The organism is Hymenobacter negativus (assembly GCF_016056375.1).
Lineage (GTDB): Bacteria > Bacteroidota > Bacteroidia > Cytophagales > Hymenobacteraceae > Hymenobacter > Hymenobacter negativus_A.
The window spans coordinates 211,528-228,266 of sequence record NZ_JAEDAE010000005.1 but is presented as its reverse complement, the minus strand read 5'-3'; the positions used below and the strand labels follow the sequence as shown (position 1 = coordinate 228,266).

21 protein-coding genes and 1 tRNA gene are annotated in these 16,739 nt (G+C 62.8%); 6 read left to right on the top strand and 16 right to left on the bottom strand.

Annotation, left to right across the window (positions count from 1 at the left end):
- Nucleotides 1–28: 28 nt before the first annotated feature.
- Both I7X13_RS13250 and I7X13_RS13245 read left to right on the top strand, forming a co-directional pair.
- Nucleotides 29–1,054, top strand: a complete 1,026-nt coding sequence (locus tag I7X13_RS13250; RefSeq protein WP_198075870.1) for a glycosyltransferase family 2 protein — start codon at nt 29–31, stop codon at nt 1,052–1,054.
- Between the two features lie 3 nt (nt 1,055–1,057).
- Nucleotides 1,058–1,861 (top strand): carbohydrate deacetylase, encoded by an 804-nt coding sequence (locus I7X13_RS13245; RefSeq protein ID WP_198075869.1) that lies wholly within the window; start codon nt 1,058–1,060, stop codon nt 1,859–1,861.
- Nucleotides 1,862–1,885: 24 nt separating this feature from the next.
- Here the strand turns inward: I7X13_RS13245 and I7X13_RS13240 are convergent, their stop codons facing one another.
- Together I7X13_RS13240 and I7X13_RS13235 are read right to left on the bottom strand one after the other, a co-directional pair.
- Entirely contained in the window at nt 1,886–2,770 is an 885-nt protein-coding gene (locus I7X13_RS13240; RefSeq protein WP_198075868.1) for a lysylphosphatidylglycerol synthase transmembrane domain-containing protein, read from the bottom strand.
- A gap of 20 nt (nt 2,771–2,790) precedes the next feature.
- Entirely contained in the window at nt 2,791–4,428 is a 1,638-nt protein-coding gene (locus I7X13_RS13235; RefSeq protein ID WP_198075867.1) for an ArnT family glycosyltransferase, read from the bottom strand.
- Nucleotides 4,429–4,493: 65 nt separating this feature from the next.
- On the opposite strand from I7X13_RS13235, the gene I7X13_RS13230 reads away from it, so the two are divergent.
- Nucleotides 4,494–5,594, top strand: a complete 1,101-nt coding sequence (locus I7X13_RS13230) for an LptF/LptG family permease (protein WP_213019080.1) — start codon at nt 4,494–4,496, stop codon at nt 5,592–5,594.
- 91 nt (nt 5,595–5,685) lie between these two features.
- Entirely contained in the window at nt 5,686–6,114 is a 429-nt protein-coding gene (locus tag I7X13_RS13225; RefSeq protein ID WP_198066493.1) for a hypothetical protein, read from the top strand.
- Between the two features lie 15 nt (nt 6,115–6,129).
- Here the strand turns inward: I7X13_RS13225 and I7X13_RS13220 are convergent, their stop codons facing one another.
- The 9 genes from I7X13_RS13220 to I7X13_RS13180 all read right to left on the bottom strand — a co-directional run bounded on the left by I7X13_RS13220 (nt 6,130) and on the right by I7X13_RS13180 (nt 13,506).
- Nucleotides 6,130–6,480: a hypothetical protein gene (locus I7X13_RS13220; protein WP_198075865.1), complete on the bottom strand. Its 351-nt coding sequence runs from the start codon at nt 6,478–6,480 to the stop codon at nt 6,130–6,132.
- Nucleotides 6,481–6,538: 58 nt separating this feature from the next.
- On the bottom strand, nt 6,539–7,546 hold the full coding sequence (locus I7X13_RS13215; protein ID WP_198075864.1) for a hypothetical protein: 1,008 nt from the start codon (nt 7,544–7,546) through the stop codon (nt 6,539–6,541).
- An 18-nt stretch (nt 7,547–7,564) separates the two neighbouring features.
- Nucleotides 7,565–8,620 (bottom strand): cytochrome-c peroxidase, encoded by a 1,056-nt coding sequence (locus I7X13_RS13210; RefSeq protein WP_198075863.1) that lies wholly within the window; start codon nt 8,618–8,620, stop codon nt 7,565–7,567.
- Nucleotides 8,621–8,627: 7 nt separating this feature from the next.
- Nucleotides 8,628–9,359: an MbnP family protein gene (locus tag I7X13_RS13205; RefSeq protein ID WP_198075862.1), complete on the bottom strand. Its 732-nt coding sequence runs from the start codon at nt 9,357–9,359 to the stop codon at nt 8,628–8,630.
- A gap of 179 nt (nt 9,360–9,538) precedes the next feature.
- Nucleotides 9,539–9,916: a hypothetical protein gene (locus I7X13_RS13200; RefSeq protein WP_198075861.1), complete on the bottom strand. Its 378-nt coding sequence runs from the start codon at nt 9,914–9,916 to the stop codon at nt 9,539–9,541.
- Nucleotides 9,917–10,109: 193 nt separating this feature from the next.
- Nucleotides 10,110–10,838, bottom strand: a complete 729-nt coding sequence (locus I7X13_RS13195; RefSeq protein WP_198075860.1) for a TIGR04283 family arsenosugar biosynthesis glycosyltransferase — start codon at nt 10,836–10,838, stop codon at nt 10,110–10,112.
- Nucleotides 10,839–10,847: 9 nt separating this feature from the next.
- On the bottom strand, nt 10,848–11,486 hold the full coding sequence (locus I7X13_RS13190) for a hypothetical protein (RefSeq protein WP_198075859.1): 639 nt from the start codon (nt 11,484–11,486) through the stop codon (nt 10,848–10,850).
- Between the two features lie 189 nt (nt 11,487–11,675).
- Nucleotides 11,676–12,860 (bottom strand): site-2 protease family protein, encoded by a 1,185-nt coding sequence (locus tag I7X13_RS13185; RefSeq protein WP_233454781.1) that lies wholly within the window; start codon nt 12,858–12,860, stop codon nt 11,676–11,678.
- Nucleotides 12,847–13,506 (bottom strand): HAD family hydrolase, encoded by a 660-nt coding sequence (locus I7X13_RS13180; RefSeq protein WP_198075858.1) that lies wholly within the window; start codon nt 13,504–13,506, stop codon nt 12,847–12,849. Before I7X13_RS13180 ends, I7X13_RS13185 begins: the two co-directional genes overlap by 14 nt.
- A 98-nt stretch (nt 13,507–13,604) precedes the next feature.
- Between I7X13_RS13180 and I7X13_RS13175 the strand changes: the two genes are divergently transcribed.
- Together I7X13_RS13175 and I7X13_RS13170 are read left to right on the top strand one after the other, a co-directional pair.
- A tRNA-Ile gene (locus I7X13_RS13175) sits at nt 13,605–13,678 on the top strand.
- Between the two features lie 112 nt (nt 13,679–13,790).
- Entirely contained in the window at nt 13,791–14,063 is a 273-nt protein-coding gene (locus tag I7X13_RS13170) for a hypothetical protein (protein WP_198075857.1), read from the top strand.
- A 510-nt stretch (nt 14,064–14,573) separates the two neighbouring features.
- Here the strand turns inward: I7X13_RS13170 and I7X13_RS13165 are convergent.
- The 5 genes from I7X13_RS13165 to I7X13_RS13145 all read right to left on the bottom strand — a co-directional run bounded on the left by I7X13_RS13165 (nt 14,574) and on the right by I7X13_RS13145 (nt 16,739).
- A complete protein-coding gene (locus tag I7X13_RS13165) occupies nt 14,574–14,963 on the bottom strand; it encodes a hypothetical protein (protein ID WP_198075856.1) in 390 nt (129 codons plus the stop codon).
- 1 nt (nt 14,964) lies between these two features.
- Entirely contained in the window at nt 14,965–15,420 is a 456-nt protein-coding gene (locus tag I7X13_RS13160; RefSeq protein WP_198075855.1) for a hypothetical protein, read from the bottom strand.
- A gap of 128 nt (nt 15,421–15,548) precedes the next feature.
- Nucleotides 15,549–15,965, bottom strand: a complete 417-nt coding sequence (locus I7X13_RS13155) for a hypothetical protein (RefSeq protein WP_198075854.1) — start codon at nt 15,963–15,965, stop codon at nt 15,549–15,551.
- A 15-nt stretch (nt 15,966–15,980) separates the two neighbouring features.
- Nucleotides 15,981–16,277 (bottom strand): hypothetical protein, encoded by a 297-nt coding sequence (locus I7X13_RS13150; protein ID WP_198075853.1) that lies wholly within the window; start codon nt 16,275–16,277, stop codon nt 15,981–15,983.
- 135 nt (nt 16,278–16,412) lie between these two features.
- On the bottom strand, nt 16,413–16,739 hold the full coding sequence (locus tag I7X13_RS13145; protein WP_198075852.1) for a hypothetical protein: 327 nt from the start codon (nt 16,737–16,739) through the stop codon (nt 16,413–16,415).

Here is a 16,739-nt window from a genome sequence, read left to right as displayed (position 1 = left end):
ATTGTTTTTACGGAACAGCTCGCCAGCCATGTTCACCGATTTTCTTGCTCCCGTCCCGGCCCGCCGAATCGTGAACCCCACCGTGGAAATCAACGACCTGGTGTCCATCGTGGTGCCGGTTCACAACGAGCAGGACAGCGTGCGCCCGCTGGCCGAGCAGATAGAAGGCGTGATGACTGCCCACGGGCTGGCCTATGAGCTGCTGCTGGTGAACGACGGCAGCGAGGACCAGACCTGGCCGCGCATCAGCGCCCTGGCCGCCGAAAACCCGGCCGTGCTGGGCATCGACCTGGCCGGCAACTACGGCCAGACGCTCAGCCTGCGCGCCGGCTTTGAGCGGGCCCGGGGCGACATTGTGGTGGCCATGGACGGCGACCTGCAACACGACCCGGCCTACCTGCCGCAGTTTGTGGCCTACATCCGCGAGGGATACGACATGGTGAGCGGGGCCAAAGCCAAGCGCCCCGATGGCCGCGCCCATTCGCTGCTCGCCAATACGGCCCACAAGGTCATTTCCCTGTTATCGGGAGTGCAGCTCGAATATTTCGGAGCTACCTACAAGGCCTACCGCCGCTACCTGCTGCGCAACGTGGAGCTGCTCGGCGACTCGCACCGCTTTCTGGGGGCTCTGGTGGCGCAGCGCGGCATTCGGTACCGCGAATTCCCGATTGAGGTGCAGCGGCGGCAGTTTGGAACCAGCCACTACGGCCTGGGCAAAGCCCTGCTGGTGGTGGTCGATTTGGTGATGCTGCGCTTTTTTCTGCGCTATTCGCGCAAGCCCTTCCGGCTGTTTGGGGTGCTGGGCATCCTGACGCTGGGGGTGGGCCTGCTGGCTACTGCGGGCCTGTTGGTCGGCTCCATTTTCTTCGGGGTAAATATTTCTCATCGATTCCCTATGGAATTCATTTTCAGCTTGTTTCTGATAATGAGCGGCATCTTTTTGATTTGTTTTGGCCTGCTGGCCGAAATCGGCACGCATGCCTACTATGCCCGCCGCAACCGGGCGCCTTACGTGGTGCGGCGCGAGCTGCGCGCGCCAACCCTAACGCTTTAACGCATGGCCCTGCGTCTCATCATCAACGCCGACGATTTTGGCTGGGATGCTGCGGCTACGGCCGCCATTCTCGACCTGGCCGCCCAGGGGTGCCTTAGCAGCACCACCGCAATGGCCAATCTGGCCAGTGAAATGGACCTGGCTGCCCTCCGTCAGCTCTCCGGCCGCGTATCGGTGGGCTACCACCTGAACCTGATTGTGGGCCCGCCGGTGGCCCCGGCCGCCAAGGTGCCGAGCTTGCTGGGGCCGGATGGCCATTTCTGGCCCGCGCAACGGCTGTGGCTGCGTTACCTGGCCGGCCAAGTGCCCCCGGCCGAGCTAACCACGGAGTTGACTGCGCAGATTGACCGCCTGCGGGCCCACGGCCTTGCCCTCAGCCACGCCGATTCGCACCGGCACCTGCACCTCTACCCCCGGCTGGGGCCCGCCCTCACGCGCATTCTGGGCCAGCTGGGGGTGCGACGGATGCGGCGCTGGACGCCCCAGCCCAGCTACGGGCAGCGCGGCCGCATCCTGAACGTGTTTGGGCGAATTTCAGCCCGTGGCCTGCGGGATTTTGCCACGCCCAATGCACTGGCGGCCGATTTCTCGGCGGCGCAGGCGGCCACGCTGCCGCTGTTTGCGCAGGGGCTGGCCCGCGCCCGGCGGCACGGCCCCACCGTAGAGTTTATGACCCACCCCGGCCTAACTGACCGGCCCGGCTCGTACCTGGCCCGCCGCACCGAGTACGAATTCTGGCGCGGCGGCACCTGGCGCGAGCACCTGGCGGAGCAGGGCGGGAGCTTGATTCGGTACGATGAAGTCTGAAACCGCAATGGTAAAAACCGGTTTTCAACCTCGCTCAACCGCATTCCAGCTGCCTTCGCCTACCAATGCCCCAGGCAACGCCACCGCCGCCGACAGCAGGTAAAAGAGCAGGCTGAGGCTGACCGATACCGCCGCATCGAGCCCCAGCCACTGCGCCCCGAGCAGAAACACCACCTCGCGCGCGCCAGCCCCGCCCACCGTGAACGGCAACGCGGCTGCCACCGACGACGCCAAAAACACCAGCAGATACGCCGGTTGTTGCGCGACGGTGTGCGTAGCGGCCAGCAAAGCCAGCGTGCACAGCAACTGAGCCGCCTGCACCCCCAGCGCCAGCCCCTGCGTGCGCCAGTACGTGGGGCCAAACGGCGCAAACCACCGCTCCGTAACGGCCGCGCCACCCAGCAGCAGCCCCGCCGCCCCCAGGCCGGCCACCCCGCGCCACACCCATAGCCCAGGCAACGGCAGGGGCACTACCCACGCCAGCGCCACCAGCAGCACCCCCAGCGCCAGCAGGCCGCTCACGCGGTCCAGCACCAGGGCGCGAACCAGGGCAGCGGTTTTGGTAGGGTAGGCCCTCCGCAGCACCAGCACCTTGTAGCCGTCGCCGCCGATGCCGCCGGGCAGGAACAAGTTATAAAACATGCCCAGCCAATAGAGGCGCAGGTTGGCGGCCTCGGACAAATCGACCCCGATGGCCCGCTGAAAATAGTTGAGGCGGCGGGCCGCCAGCCATTTCGACGCCGCGAACAGCCCCACCGCCAGCCCCAGCCACCCCAGCTGCACGCTGGCCAGCACCTGCCCAATCTGGCGCGGGCTGATGCGGCGAAACACAAACCACAGCGCGGCCGCCAGCAGCCCCAGCTTCAGCAGCAGGAGGAGGGGGGCGCGCAGGCGGGGTGGGAGGGTCAAGATGCGGGGAGGCAGTTGAATCAGCGGTTTGACGATGAAAATAAATCTGACTGGTCGAATTTTACCAAGTGCAGCCGGATGCCCCGGTCGATGACGAACTCATAGTACTGGCGGTAGCGCCGGCCGGTGAGGTACCGGTCTTCGGCCAGGTAGAAAGCGTTTTTGGCGGGCGCGGCGGGCAGCAGTGGCGACGTGGACGAATACACGATGTGGCCCGTGCCCCGCGTGATGTAAAAAGCCTCGTCGTTGTCGACGTGGGTATCGGCCAGCTTGTACACCGGGGCGCTGCCGGCTATCTGCGCCACCCGGATGGCCGCCGTGCGATAGGGCGTTTCGTCGCGGGTGAGCAGGCGGGCCGGCAGCACAAACCAGTTGAACACCACGCGCATGCACAGCAAAAACAGCCCCAGCCACGCCAGCCGCTGGGCCGGCAGGTACCAGAAGGCCAGCGTGCAGCCGGCCAGGGCCAGCACCCCCAGTCCTGATTTCCAGGCCACGCCGGGCTGCACGGCGGCGGCGGGTATCCAGGGCACGGCCACCAAGCTCAGGCTGACCAGTGCCATGGCCGTGAGCAGCACGGTATCGAGCACCCGGTGGGGCCAGCGGCTCTCGGCCCGAAACTGCTGGTAGAAATAAACCGCCACCGTGAAGCCCAGCGGCGTGAGCACGAACAAATAGCGCGGAATGGTGCCCGGCGACAGCCAGAACACCGGCGTGAGCGCCACAAACAGCAGCGCATTGTAGCGCAGGAAGGGCCGCCCGCGCAGCACCTGCCGCCAGCCGGGCCGGACCAGGCACAGCAGCAGTAGGGTCCAGGGCAGGAAATCGGAGATGAAATCGAACGGAAACTTCACCAGGTGGGCCAGCGACTCCCGCCAGGCGTGGGCGGCCACGGTGCGTTGCGTCGACTGGTCGAGGAGCGTGGCGAGGTAGTCGTGCAGCGGGTGAAAATGGCTGTACACGGCAAAGTAGCCGCCCGCCAGCCCCAGCAGCACGCCCAGCCCCAGCGCGTGCGCCCCCGATAACAGCCGCCGCCAGTGGCCGTCAACCAACCCGAAATACACCCCCAGCGCCACCCCCTGAAACACCAGCGACGGCAGCCCCTTCAGCAGAAAGCCCACAGCCGTAAGGGCGTAGCTCACCACAAACAGGGCCGCCCAGCGCCGCCGCGCGCCCAGCTCAAACACCGCCATGAAGCCGAGGTAGGTGACCAGGGCGTGCAGCGTGTCGATAAGCCCGAGGAAGGAGTCGTAGAACAGCATGCGCCCGCTGGTGACGAAAGCCAGTGCGGCCGCTACGCCCAGCATTCGGCCCAGCCGGCGGCTCACGAAGTAGTACAGGCTGGCCCCCATGCCTAGCAGCGCCAACACCGTGGGCAGCCGAATCACCCACTCCTCGACGGAGCCAAACAGCCGGAAAAACCCCAGCAGCAGCCAGTTGAACAGTGGCGGCTTATTGAAATAATACTCGCCCTGCAGTGTCGAAACGAAGAAATTGCCGTGCAGCTTCAGCTCCAGGGCCACCAGCGCCCGGATGGGCTCATCGGCGATGAGCGGGAGCAGGCCCAGGTTGAGCAGCAGGGCCGGCGGCAGCATCAGCAGGGCCAGCACGGCGGGCACCCAGGGGCGCGCCCGCAGCCAGGGGAGGACGGGAGCCATGGCGAAAAGCAGGGTGAATTAGCCCGCTAAAGGTAGGATTCAAATTAGTCTTTGTATTTTATATATTGAATATTTATTTAAAGCTCGTGCGTATCCTCGACCGGTACATCATTCGCAAGTTTCTCACGGCGTTTTTTTTCACCGTGGTGCTGCTCGTATCGGTGATTTGCGTGATTGACTACACCGAGAAAAACGACGATTTTCTGCGCCACGGGCTGTCCGGGCACAAAATCATTTTCGGCTACTACGTGTATGTGTTCCCGTATTTCGCCAATATGCTCTCGCCCATCACGGTGTTTATTGCCGTGGTGTTTGTGACGGCGCAGCTGGCGGTGCGCACCGAAATTGTGGCCATTATGGCCTCGGGCGTCAGCTTCCGGCGGCTGTTGGTGCCGTATGCGGTGGGGGCCGGGTTGCTGGGCGTGCTCACGTTTGCGGTGGTGGGCTGGGTGCTGCCGCTGGGCAACAAGCACCGCGTGCAGTTCGAGCGCGCCTACGTGAAAAGCCCCTGGCGCTATGAGGGGCGCAACGTGCACATCAAAATTGGGCCGCGCCACTACGTGTACATGGAGAGCTACGACAACATCAGCAACATCGGCTTCCACTTCGCCCTCGAAACCGTGGACGGCACGGTACTGCGCCGCCGCCTCACGGCCGATGCCATTAACTGGGATTCGACCCGGCACGCGTGGCATTTGTCGCCGCAGCTGATACGCACCTTTCGCGGCTTGCAGGACGAAACACTGCAAACCCTGCCCGCCCGCGACACCACCCTGAACCTCTTTCCCAAGGATTTCGGCAGCGACTATCACCTGGCCGAAACCCTCACCCTGCCCGAGCTCAACGGCCTGATTCGCACCAAAATCGAGCGCGGGGCCAGCGACACGCAAACCTACCAGAGCGATAAATACGAGCGCTACGCTTACCCCTTCGCCATCTTCATCCTGGCCCTGATTGGCGTCACGCTCAGCGCTCGCAAGGCGCGGGCCGGCGTGGGTGGGCAAATTGCGCTGGGGTTCGTGCTGGCCTTCGTTTTTATCTTCTTCGTGATGTTCAGCCGCAACCTGGCGCAGGTGGGGCAGCTCTCGCCCATGCTGGCGGCCTGGGTACCCAGCCTGATTTTCTCCGGCATCGGGCTGGTACTCTACCGCTTTGTGCCCAAATAGGCCACAAAAAAGCCCTGGCTGCGCAGGTAGGCAGGGCTTTGGGTTTGATAATAAGAACTGCCCGACAGGTTGGACGGCGTACTTTTGGCCCATGCATCAAACCATTGAGCTTCCGTCCCGCAGTATTTCCTTCCGCCCCGATTTGCGGGTGATGGTGGTGCGCTGGCACAGCCACGCCACTTTCGAAGAGGTGCAGGCCGACTACGCCCAAATGCTGGCCGCCGCCGAAGAGCACGGCATCAGCGACTGGCTACTGGATGTGCGGCGCCGGAACAAAATTCCGGCCGACCTCAGCGATTGGGTCACCAATGTGTTCTATCCGCAAGCTACCCAGCGCTTGGCGCCCCGCCGCCTGCGCATGGCCGTGCTCAACTCGCCGGCCCTCACCGAAGCCTACACTTCGGACCCCGCCCAGAATAAATACGTGGCCTACGTCCTCGACCCCGCCCGGCCCTTCGATATCGGCTTGTTTGAAGACGAGGGGGCGGCCATGCGCTGGCTCAATCCTGCTGAATTATAGGAAGCGGCCGGGGCACTACTTGGCGGCCTTCTCCAGCAGCCCCAGCAGTTCGTCGGCAGCTTTTTCGATGTCGGCGTAGCCTTGCTGGGCAGCGCGCTCCTTGGCGGCGATGAGGCCGTCACGGTGCACGGTTTTGAAGTCGCCGTAGGGGAATTTGTAGGCCGCTTTGGCATCCACGCCCGCGCTTTTGTCGAGGCCGAGATGCCAGTTGGCATACTCTTCCATCTCGTGCTTTTCGAGAAAAGCGTTTTCCTTGCTTGTATTGGGGTTGTGCTGGCCCCAGTGGCCTTCGTCGTTCTTGATTTTACCGTCCTTAATCAGGCGGCGGGCGTAGGCCACGGCCTGCGGGTTGAGGGAAACAGACATTGGAAAAAAGGTTGGTGAACCCCTGCCTACGCACCCCGCGCGCCCAGGTTCCTAGTGCTCAGCTTTTGCCGTGGAGCAGGTATTTGGTCTGCTTAAAGCTGTAACCGACGGACACTACCATCCGGCCGGCGCTGGCCGGGTGGTCCGTGGCGGCGGTGTAGATGGGCAGCTGAAAGCTGGTGTTCAAGGACACGTTTTTGTAGTACACGTCCAGCCCCGGGCCCAGCAGGGCGTTGTTCATGGCGTGCTCGCCGGTGAGGTGGCCGTCGAGCATTTCGCCCTTGGTTTTCTCGTAGAAAAACTGCGCTGAGGGGTAAATCTGCCAGTTTTCGCCCAGCGGCACCCGGTAGAACAGACTGGCGTAGGTAGCCGTGCTCGGGGCCAGGCTGTTGCTGAACGTGTTTTCGTTGGAGCGCCGGTAGCTGCTGTTCACGCTCAGCCCGAAGCTGTGGAAGCTGCCGATGTAGTTGGCGTACACAAAGCCGTCGGTGGTGCCGGTGCCCACCTGGTTCAACAGCGGGTAGCGCTGGCCCTGCGCGTTCTGGCGGGTGTACTCGCCGGTGGGCAGCTTCACGCCGCCGCCCACGATGAGCCGGCTCTGCACGCCCGCCGTTTCGATGGCCCGGATGAGGTGGTAGCCGGCAAAAACCGTCACGTCGCCCACGCCGGCCGAGTTCAGCTGCCGGCCGTTTATCTGGGAAGTATTCATCACGTAGGGCACGAAAGCGTTCAGTTCCACGCGCTGCGAGAGGAAGTATTTGCCCCGCAGCTCAATCACCCGGAAGGCTTCGAAATCGGTCGGGTCGCCGTGGTGGGAGTGCGCGTAGCCGTTGTCGCCATTGAGAGGCGAGGGGAAAAACGGCCGCGCCCCCGCCGGAAAAAACTGCGCCGACTGCCCCAGCGCCTGGTAGCCGTTGAAGATGCGGTAGCGGTGCATCAGGCTGAAGCTGCTTTGGTTGTCGTAGGGCGTGATGCCCATGAAGCAGCCGCAGATGTCGCATGCCCGGCCGGGCCGCGCCAGCCCGCTCATTAGCAAGGCAATGAGAATAAATTTCTTGATGGTCATGGAAGTGAATGCTGAAGCCTAACGCTGCTCGGCCAGCCGCGCATCATGGATAAACGAGTCGTCGGTAAGCGTGTTGAGAAAGGCGATGATGTCGGCCTGCTCGGTGGCCGTGAGGGGAATGCCTAGCGGTGCGCCGGCCGGCCGCAGCGCGGCATCAAGGGTAGGCGAAGCCTGCACGCCGTGGTCGTAATGGGCCAGCACCTGCGCCAACGTAGTGAAGCGGCCGTCGTGCATGTAGGGACCGGTGAGGGCCACGTTGCGCAGGCTCGGCACCTTAAAGCGGCCCACGTCGGTGGCCCGGCCGGTGATGTGGGCGCGCCCCGAGTCGGCCCCGAAACTGGTGCTCAGGCCGTTGTTGCGGAACGACTCGTCGGTAAATAAGTCGGTAGCGTGGCAGCTGGCGCATTTCTGCGTCACCAGCATCCGGCCGCGCCCCTCGCTGGCCGTGAGTACGGCGTTGCCTTCGCCCCGCACCACTTGGTCGTAGCGCGAGTTGGCCGAGGTGAGCGAAGCCGTGAACTGCGCCAGCGCCCGCAAAAACTGATACGAATCGATGGGGCCGGGGCCATACACGGCCGCGAAACGGCGCGGATAGTCAGCGTCAGCATTAAGCTTGGCCAGGACGTGGTCCAGCGTCTCGTCCATCTCCAGCGGGTTGGTGAGCGGAGCCAGGGGCAGCGTTTCGAGGTTTTTCGGCCCGCCATCCCAGAAAAAATCTGGTTTCCAGCGCAGGTTTTGCAGCGCCGGGGCGTTGCGCGTGCCCAGGCGGTTGTTCACGCCGTGGCTCAGGCGGTGGTCGGCATTGGCAAACGCCACAAACTGCTGGTGGCAGCTGCCGCACGACACCGAGCCGTCGCGCGAAAGCCGCGCATCGTAGAACAAGCTACGGCCCAGCGCAAACGCCGCCGGCGTGGGCGGGTTGGCATCGAGGGCGTACACGGGGGCGGGGAAATTGGCCGGGAGAACGGTGCCGGGCACCGAAGAATCCGGTGCCACCACGTCGCTGAGGCCGCAACCCGCCAGGAGCAGCCCCGCCAGCCCGCAGGCCAGCGAGGCAACTAATGCGCGGCGCATGGCCGGGCTAGTTGGCGTGAATGTGCTCGACGGAGAACATGCCGGCCGCGTAGTTATCGGCCATCATCACGGCGTTGGGGCCCGCCGACATAATCTCAATCATCGAACCAGTGCCACCGAAGCGAATGGTGTTCGGCCCGCTGAACATCTTCTGCAGGTCCTGATTCAGGTGGATTTCGGGGTTGTGGCCGGCCCGCACCAGCAGGGTGGTGCCAGCCTGGAAGGCCGGCGAAACTGTGCGCACGGCATTGTACGGCTTTTGAAATCCGCCGACGTGGAAGGTGAGAGCCGTGGTGCGGGACTGGGGCGAGGAACCTTCCAGCTTGGTGAAGATATAGCCCGAGTTCCAGGTCCAGAACATCTTGTTGTTAGGGTCGAGCGCGCCCTTCTGGGCCCCCGAAACGTTGTGCAGGCTGTCGACCCCAATGGTGAAGGTCAGGCCCTTGTAATCGCCCTCCGGCACGCCGGTGAGCGTGATGTGCTGGTTGTCGGGCTTGGCCGCATCCAGCAGGTAGTAACTGTCGGGCACGGCGTAGGTCGAGCCGTCGGTTTTGGTGAAGACGATGTTGGAGATGTACTGCCGGAAGGTGTTGACCGTGAACTGTTCGCCGGCCAGGGTATTATAGGTTTTGGTGTCGAGCACCAGCGGGTCGGTCCCTACGGTCTGCTCAAATTCGAGGGAAACCGTGGGCGGCGCGGCCACCACCACATCTTTCTTGCAGCCCGCGAGGGCAAGCATAGCGAGGGCGAACGTGCAGGAAAGGGCGGAAATTGAAAAGCGTTTCATTGGAAAAGCGGGGAAGGGGAATCAACAACTGATTGAAAAACAGCGCGTGCGCGCGCATCGGGCTCGCCGAAAATCCGGCGGAACCCGCAAATTGGCCGGCCTCCTGCTGCGCAGAAAGCCCTAAGCCACAATCAGATGGATAGAAGGGGTGGGCGGAGTACGCCCCGGCCAGGTACACCCGTGTAGCGCACCATTGCCGGGCGGGCATAGGGCCGGGCGGCGGCGGGCCAGCGCTGTGGCTGGAGCAGCTGCAAGGCGGCCGTGGGCAGCACCTCGTACTTCACCTTGGCCAGTAGCTCGGGGGCTTTTTTGTCGCCGCCCTCGGCTTTGCGCAGCTGCTGGGCCAGGTGGCACTTGCCGTTGCAATGCAGCACCGGCTTGGCTTTGTTCACGCAGTACAGCTCCGTGATACGCGCCTTGTTCAGCTGATAATCCACGACCAACACTTCCTGCCCCAAGGTCTGGAGCAGCATAAGCGCGACGAGGAAAAAAGCCAGAATGCGGTGCATAAAGCAGAAGCTACGAGGGCAAAGATAGGCCAACGGCCCATGATTCAGGTTATCCCTAACGACATAAACGGCAGTGGGGACAATGCTGGATTGTAGTGAATAGGGGCAAAAGCTGTCGGTAAGTGTCCGTTGCTGGGTCGCTCGGGCCCGAATGGCCAACCGTTGCCTGGTGCAACCAGTTCCGGCACCGAGGCTACAGCTTGTCCTGTCGGATGAGAGCCCGGTACACCCGCAGCAAAGTGAACTGGCCTACACCCAGATAATACAGCCCCGTGAGCAGGTAAAAAGCCGCTTGAAGCCGAAAAACGCCATTCTCACGGTATTTGCGGGCCGAAGTGATGATGGGGTCGGGCAGCACCCGCAACCGCGTCAGCCGCCGGAGCCGCCGCGTAATTTCCTGGTCTTCCAGGATGAGCAGGTCCTCGCGATAGCCGCCGGCCTGCTCAAAGATGGTCCGCTCCACAAATAAGCTCTGGTCACCAAAGCGCGCCAGGGCCACATCGAAGCGCGTGAACCAGGCATGCGCCCGCAAGAACCAGTGCGGCATATCAAATGCCAGCCGGAAGCAGCCGCAGCCATACCCCGCCGCCACCGCCCGCCGGATATCGGCCAAAAAGCCCACCGGCGGCAGCGAATCGGCGTGCAGAAAATACAGGATGCTGCCCGTGGCTTGCCGCGCTCCGTGGTTGAGCTGGGCGGCGCGGCCCTTGCGCGGGCAGGCCACTACGCCGGCCCCGGCCTGCCGGGCCCGCGCGGCGGTGGCATCGGTACCGGGGCTGTCGGCCACGATGATTTCCACGGCCGCATCGGTGGCCGTGCCCGCCCGGCGCAGGTGGTGCAGCAGGGTCGCAATGCCCTCCGCTTCATTATAAGTGGGGATGATGATGCTCACCAGCGCGGCAGCAGGGGCGGGGCGCGGCATGGCGGCCGGTTAGTTCAGGTAGGGAGATTCCAACTCCTGGCCCATGCTGCGGAGCGTAGCAGCCCCGCGCCGGCCGGTGAGGCGGGTGCTCAGGGCTTGGGCTTCGGGGGCGCTGAGGACTTCCAGTTCGTGCAGCCAGGCTACGCGGCGCAGTTGCGGCTCGATGAAGCCCAGCGGGTTCACCTGGCCGTATTCGTCGCGCAGGTAGGTTTTGGTGCGGCGCTCCAGCTCCGCCACCAGCGCCCGAAACTGCTTGCGCTGCCAGGGCCGCCCGGCCAGCGTGACGGCCAGGTGCGCCGTGCGCAGCCGGAACGTGCACCACTGCTGCTCGAAGCGCAGCCAGCTGGCCAGCACATTCAACCCAAAAACCAGCCACCACGAATACAGCGCGATGTCGGCGTGCCCGGTGGCCAGCCACTCGCGCCACGGGCCGTAGCCCAGAAACACCAGCAGCAGCCCCGTGAGCAGCAGCTGGTTGGTGGGAATGTGGCGATGCTCGCCGGATTTAATAGGAAGAATTTCTTCGTAGGGCACCTCGGTTTCGAGGGTGGGCACGCCCTGCGGGTTGCGCTTGCACACGTAGAGGCTTTCGGCCCGCAGTTCAAGATGCGTAGTACCCAAAAAAAGCTGTTTTTGGCTAAAAATCATTCAGGGGAGGAGTAGGTATTGGTAGAAGGAAGGGAGAGAAGGCGGCGTAATGAATTCGTCTGTCAGCCTGAGCGTAGCGAAGGACCTTATCAAGCAGGAATAGTTTGCCGTAATTACAATAAAGCGAACGCGGTAAGGTCCTTCGCGAGCTCAGGATGACAGATGCCTTTGCAGGAAATCGCATTCCTCTTAAGCAAACGGGCTCGGCGTGAAGCAAAGCACAAAAATAACCACCATCAGCCAGCCTAGCAGCTGCCGGCCGAGGCTCAGGGCGCGCTCATCAGGAGCCGGCGGGTGGTAAATGCCTGTAAACCGCCCCAGCAGCAGCCCAAACACCAGCCAGCCGGGGTTGCCCACTACGCCCGGCAGCAGCGCGGCCCCCGCCAGCTGTGCCGCCCAGATGCCGGCCGCCAGCAACAGTCCCTGGCGCGGCCGGGGCAGCACCCGCCAGAATATCAGGGCCAGATACCCAGCGTACACTGGCCCACCATAGAGCCAGGTTTGCCAGTCGTCGTGCAGCGAAAACAACCCCAGCCCGGCATAAAAAATGAAGCCCGTGAACAGCACCGGCACCATGCGGTTGAAGCGCCGCGGCCCCAGCAGCCCGTACAGGATGTGCCCACCGTCGAGCTGGCCCATGGGCAGCAGGTTCAGCGCCGTGAAAAACAGGCTGAGCGAGCCAGCCAGCAGCACGGGGTAGTGCAGCAGCTCCAGCGGGTGGGGCAGGCGGGTGGGGTCGGCAAAGGTTTTTTCTAGGAATTGATAGAGCAGCGGGCGAGCCAGGGTAAAATCTGCCGAAGCTGGAATAGAAAGTGTATTATGCGGCGGCAGGTGCGTAAAGCCGTAAATCAGCAGCGGCACCGCCACCAGGAAGCCCGCCAATGGCCCGGCCAGCCCGATATCAAAAAACTCGCGCCGCGAAAAAATCCGCTCCCGAATGCGAATGATGGCCCCGAACGTGCCCAGCCCCATCGGAAAGGGGATATAGTAAGGCAGCGAACTCCGCACTCGGTTGTAGCGCGCCGTGAAATAATGCCCAAACTCGTGCACCGTGAGCACCCCCAGAAACGGCAGCGCAAACCACAGCCCGCGCTGCACTTCCGCCCACAAGGCCGGCCCGCGCAACAGAAATACATCAAGCGGTAGAAAATCGACCGCGCCGCGCGTGAGCTGAATGCCCGCCAGCGTGGTCGTAACAAGCGTTATCAAAAATAGCCCGATGTGCACCGCCGCCGTGCGGCCCGGCGACGGCTCCGGCCGCTCGAACCGCCGGAACAGCGCCCGCGCCCGGGCCAGGCGGCCGGGCGCATCCGTGGCCACCGGAGCGGCTACATCGGCAGGAAAACCCGCGAAATCAGGTTCAGGAATGGGCAACGGGGTATTCTCGGGGAAAGACACGGAGGGCTTCGGGCAGGGCAGTGGTGAGGGTGAGCGGCGGGGCCAGGTGCAGCACCCGCAGCCCCAGGCGGCGGGCCGTGGCAATGTGCTGCGGGCTGTCCTCGATGAACAACACGTCTTCGGGCCGCCAGTTCATTTCGCGCAGCGCGTGCCGGAATATTTCCTCGCCGGGCTTGCGCAGGCCTACTTCCTGCGAGTAGAACACGCGGTCGAGCACGTCGGCAATGCCGTTTTTGAAGCCATATTTGGCGGCGAGTCGCTGGTTGATTTCGGCAATGTGCAGCGTGTTGGTGTTGCTGAGCAGCGCCGTTTGGTGGCCCTGCCGCCGTAGCTCGCCGATGAGGGCCAGGCGCTCGGCGGGCACGTCGAGCAGCATGGCGTGCCAGGCGGCGTCAAGCTCGGCATCGGTGGCGTCAAGGTCGTAGGCTGCCCGCAGCCCAGCCCGGAACTCGGCGGGGGAGAGTTGGCCAGTCTCGAACCGGTCGAACAGCTCGGCCTGGCTGGCCTGCGAAAACTGGATGGTGTTGCCGGCGCGGCTCAGCCGGCGCATAGCCACAGGAGTGGCGTCGTAATCAATATCGATGATAACACCGCCGAAATCGAACAATAAGTGGGGAAGCATGGGCTGGCTTGTTTTTCCGTCCGCGAAGGTCGTACTTTTGCACCGTTGGAGGGCCGGCAACGGCAGGGTTGAGGTGAAAGATGACTGCCTCCAGCACCGGGCCTATAGCTCAATCGGTTAGAGCAACTGACTCATAATCAGTAGGTCACTGGTTCGATTCCAGTTGGGCCCACAAAAAAGCCTCTCACGATAGCGTGAGGGGCTTTTTTATTGATTTGCACCCGATTTTGCAACCGGAGAAGGCTATTGCTGCGTGCCGTTGCATATGTTTTTATCATGCTGACGTGACCTTCTACCAATTCAGTTTATTGCCCAACGAGGCCCAACTCGCCACCGTACACGCTGTGGGCAACTACCTCGCCCGGCGCTGGGACGACGTGCACCAAGCTGTCATGCTTTACCAAATGCCCGGCGGCTTCTTCGTCGAATTGAACTACGATGTGGACCAAAACAAGGTCACGCACCTTTTCGCCTTCGAGGCGGGCACCGAGAATGACCGGCTGGAGGATTACGCGATGTTCGTGAAGCTGCCGGATTGGTTGTCCAATACGGATTAATTACTATGTTTATGGAAAATAAAAAAGGCTATGAGAAACTACTCAAACAGCCGGTTTACCCTAATTGAGGAACCCGGCAAGCGCAAGTACTTTTCGTTTCAACTGACCGCTGGCGACGGGTCGTTGCGCAATGGCTTGTTTCAAGTGTTTCCGAATGGGGTGTTTAAATTCTATGCGGACATCAGTAGCACAGATACCAACGACGAATGGGTATTGAAGTTCACGTTTGTCGACGCTGGGAAACATACTATTGAGGTGAGACCGGACGGTAATGGCGACCCACATATTGGATTTCATATGCAAGACGCCAATCGCGTGTACATATGGGAAATGAAAAGTATTCCATATCCTACAAACCCCTTTCAATTACGAGATGTCGTGCCGGCAACCTACGCGCAGGCCGTCTACGTCGACATATCATTTGATTGCTGACATTTTAACAAAAAGCCCCGACCAACCGGCCGTGGCTTTTTGCTTATAACACTTCACTTATAAGTTAACTGGATTTAGCTAACCCGGCTTCACCCGCCACGGCAGCCAGGATGTGAGGCTGAATTTTGCTGTGAGCCATTCCCACGCGGCAATGCTCAGCACGCCCACCAAGGCGAACACCCACCAGGGCAAGCCGGCGGGTTTGGTAGTAGTGGTGCTGGCCACTGCGCCTGGGCCCGTGGCGGCCGAGCCGCCTTTTTGGCCGGCCTTTGTGTTATCGGTCGGCGTGGCCACGTTGCCGGTGCCCTGCTGGATGATGACGGTTTTGGCCTTCAGCTTGCCAATGCGGGTGTCGGCGGGCACGCGGGTGGTATCATCGGCCGTGGTGCCGACGCTTTCCACGCCGGCGAATTCGCCCCGGCCGCACGAAAGTGCCAACAGGCAGCAGGAGAGCAGTAGTAGGCGCATATCAATTCCAGTTAGCCAAGCCATCAATGGCCCCGATGGGGTAGAGGGTGCGCTTCACGCCAGCGGCCGTGCTGGTGCCCTCGTTACCGGCCCAGGTCCACACCGAGCGCGGGGCCCGGCCAGCCCGCACCGCTCGGCCTAGCTCCGCCACGGCGCCGACGTGGTGAATACCGGCCCCATAGTCGAAGCCGGCTTTCTGCCCCACGCGGATGCTGTCAATCGAACCCCGGCCCGCGGCGCGCTGAAACACGGTGCGCCAGGCATCGGGGCCAGTGAGCGGAAACCAAGCATTGGCCGCGCCCTGCATCCCGTTGCGGGGAATCGGCAGTCCGCAATGTCGCTGGGCGTAGGCCTGCGTGAAGCCGCAGTATTCGGGCCGCGTGGCATAGTTGCCGCCACCACCCTTGACGAGCAGGGCCACGCCGGGGCCGGCGTTGTAGCCCTGGCTTTCGCGCACCCACAGCAGGGAAGCGAGGAAGTTGAGGGTGCAGGTTGCCGCACCCCCTCCCCGAGGGAGAGGGGTGGGCTGGGCGCACAACTGAAAGCTAACAGCTAACAACAGGCAACTAACAACTAGCAGCCTGCTCATACGACCAGCGCCGCAAACAGCAGGGCGGCGGCGGCCCGAATGACGTTAACCAGTTGCAGGTGATTGTTCACGGCGAATTGCTTTTCGCGCGCGAGCAGCGCAAAGGCTTTGCTGTAGCGCAGCTTCGCCCAGCGGGTCGGCATGGGGTGCGTCAGGTGCTGCACCCCCCACGGCAGGAGCACGGCCAGCAGGTAGGCACCGGCAAACGTGATGAACTTGCTGGCCACCGTAGCCGAGGGCACCCAGCCGCTGGCCTGCTGCCCGGCGGCCACCATGGCGCCGGAGGCTGCGGAGCCGGGCCCGGCCGTGGCGTCGTAGAGCCAGGCGATGGCCTGCGGGAAGAATTGCGCCCCGGCCAGCATGAGCAGGCCGAGGACGCCGAATAGGAGGTAGGGGGTGAGCTTGCGGAGCATAAGCAGAAAAAAGGATTAAAGAGGTGGGGTGATTTTATGCAGCGCGACCTGCACCGCGATGAACTTGTCGATTTCCGCATGGGACTTGCTGAGGGTGTCCACCTTCTGCTCGAGCTTGTTATTTTTCTCGGTGAGGTGCTGGGCCAGCAGTTCGTAACCCTTCATATCGGCCTTGATGGCCGCCACGGCGTCGCAGTTGGTGTCGAGCTTTTCATCCATTTGGCGGATGCTGCGGCTGAGCAGCCCGCCGATGACGGCGATGATAATGGTCGAGCCTAAGCCAAGTAGGCAGCAGAGAAGGGGTAGAGGCATGGTTGAAGCGCAGACCGCGCGGCGGTAGATGAAAAATGGTAGAATCAGAATTTGGGCAGCGCCGCCGCCGGGCAGTGCCAGCAGCAGTACACGGCAATGGCGGCGGCCAGCAGGAACGCCACCAGCCACCGGGCGTTACTCGACGGTTTCAATGGTGGCACCGGGCAGTAGGGCCAGCAGCTCGCGTGTCGCGTAGGCTTCGCAAAACGCCGTCGGGCTTTCGAGCGCATCGGCCTGTTCGGGCAGGATGCTGAAGGCATACCCCCGCGTCAAGTCCACGGGCAGTTCCGACACGCCCGAGCCCGGCCGTGAAGCCAATTCGTTGAGGTAGTAGCCGAGGGAGAAAGAGCCCTGGCGCAGGAGGCGGTCAAATTCGACCTTGTTGACAATCGCATACAGGACGGCACAGGTCAGGCCCGATGGCGTGGCAAGCGGGGTGACAGGGGTGATGAGCAGGGGCAT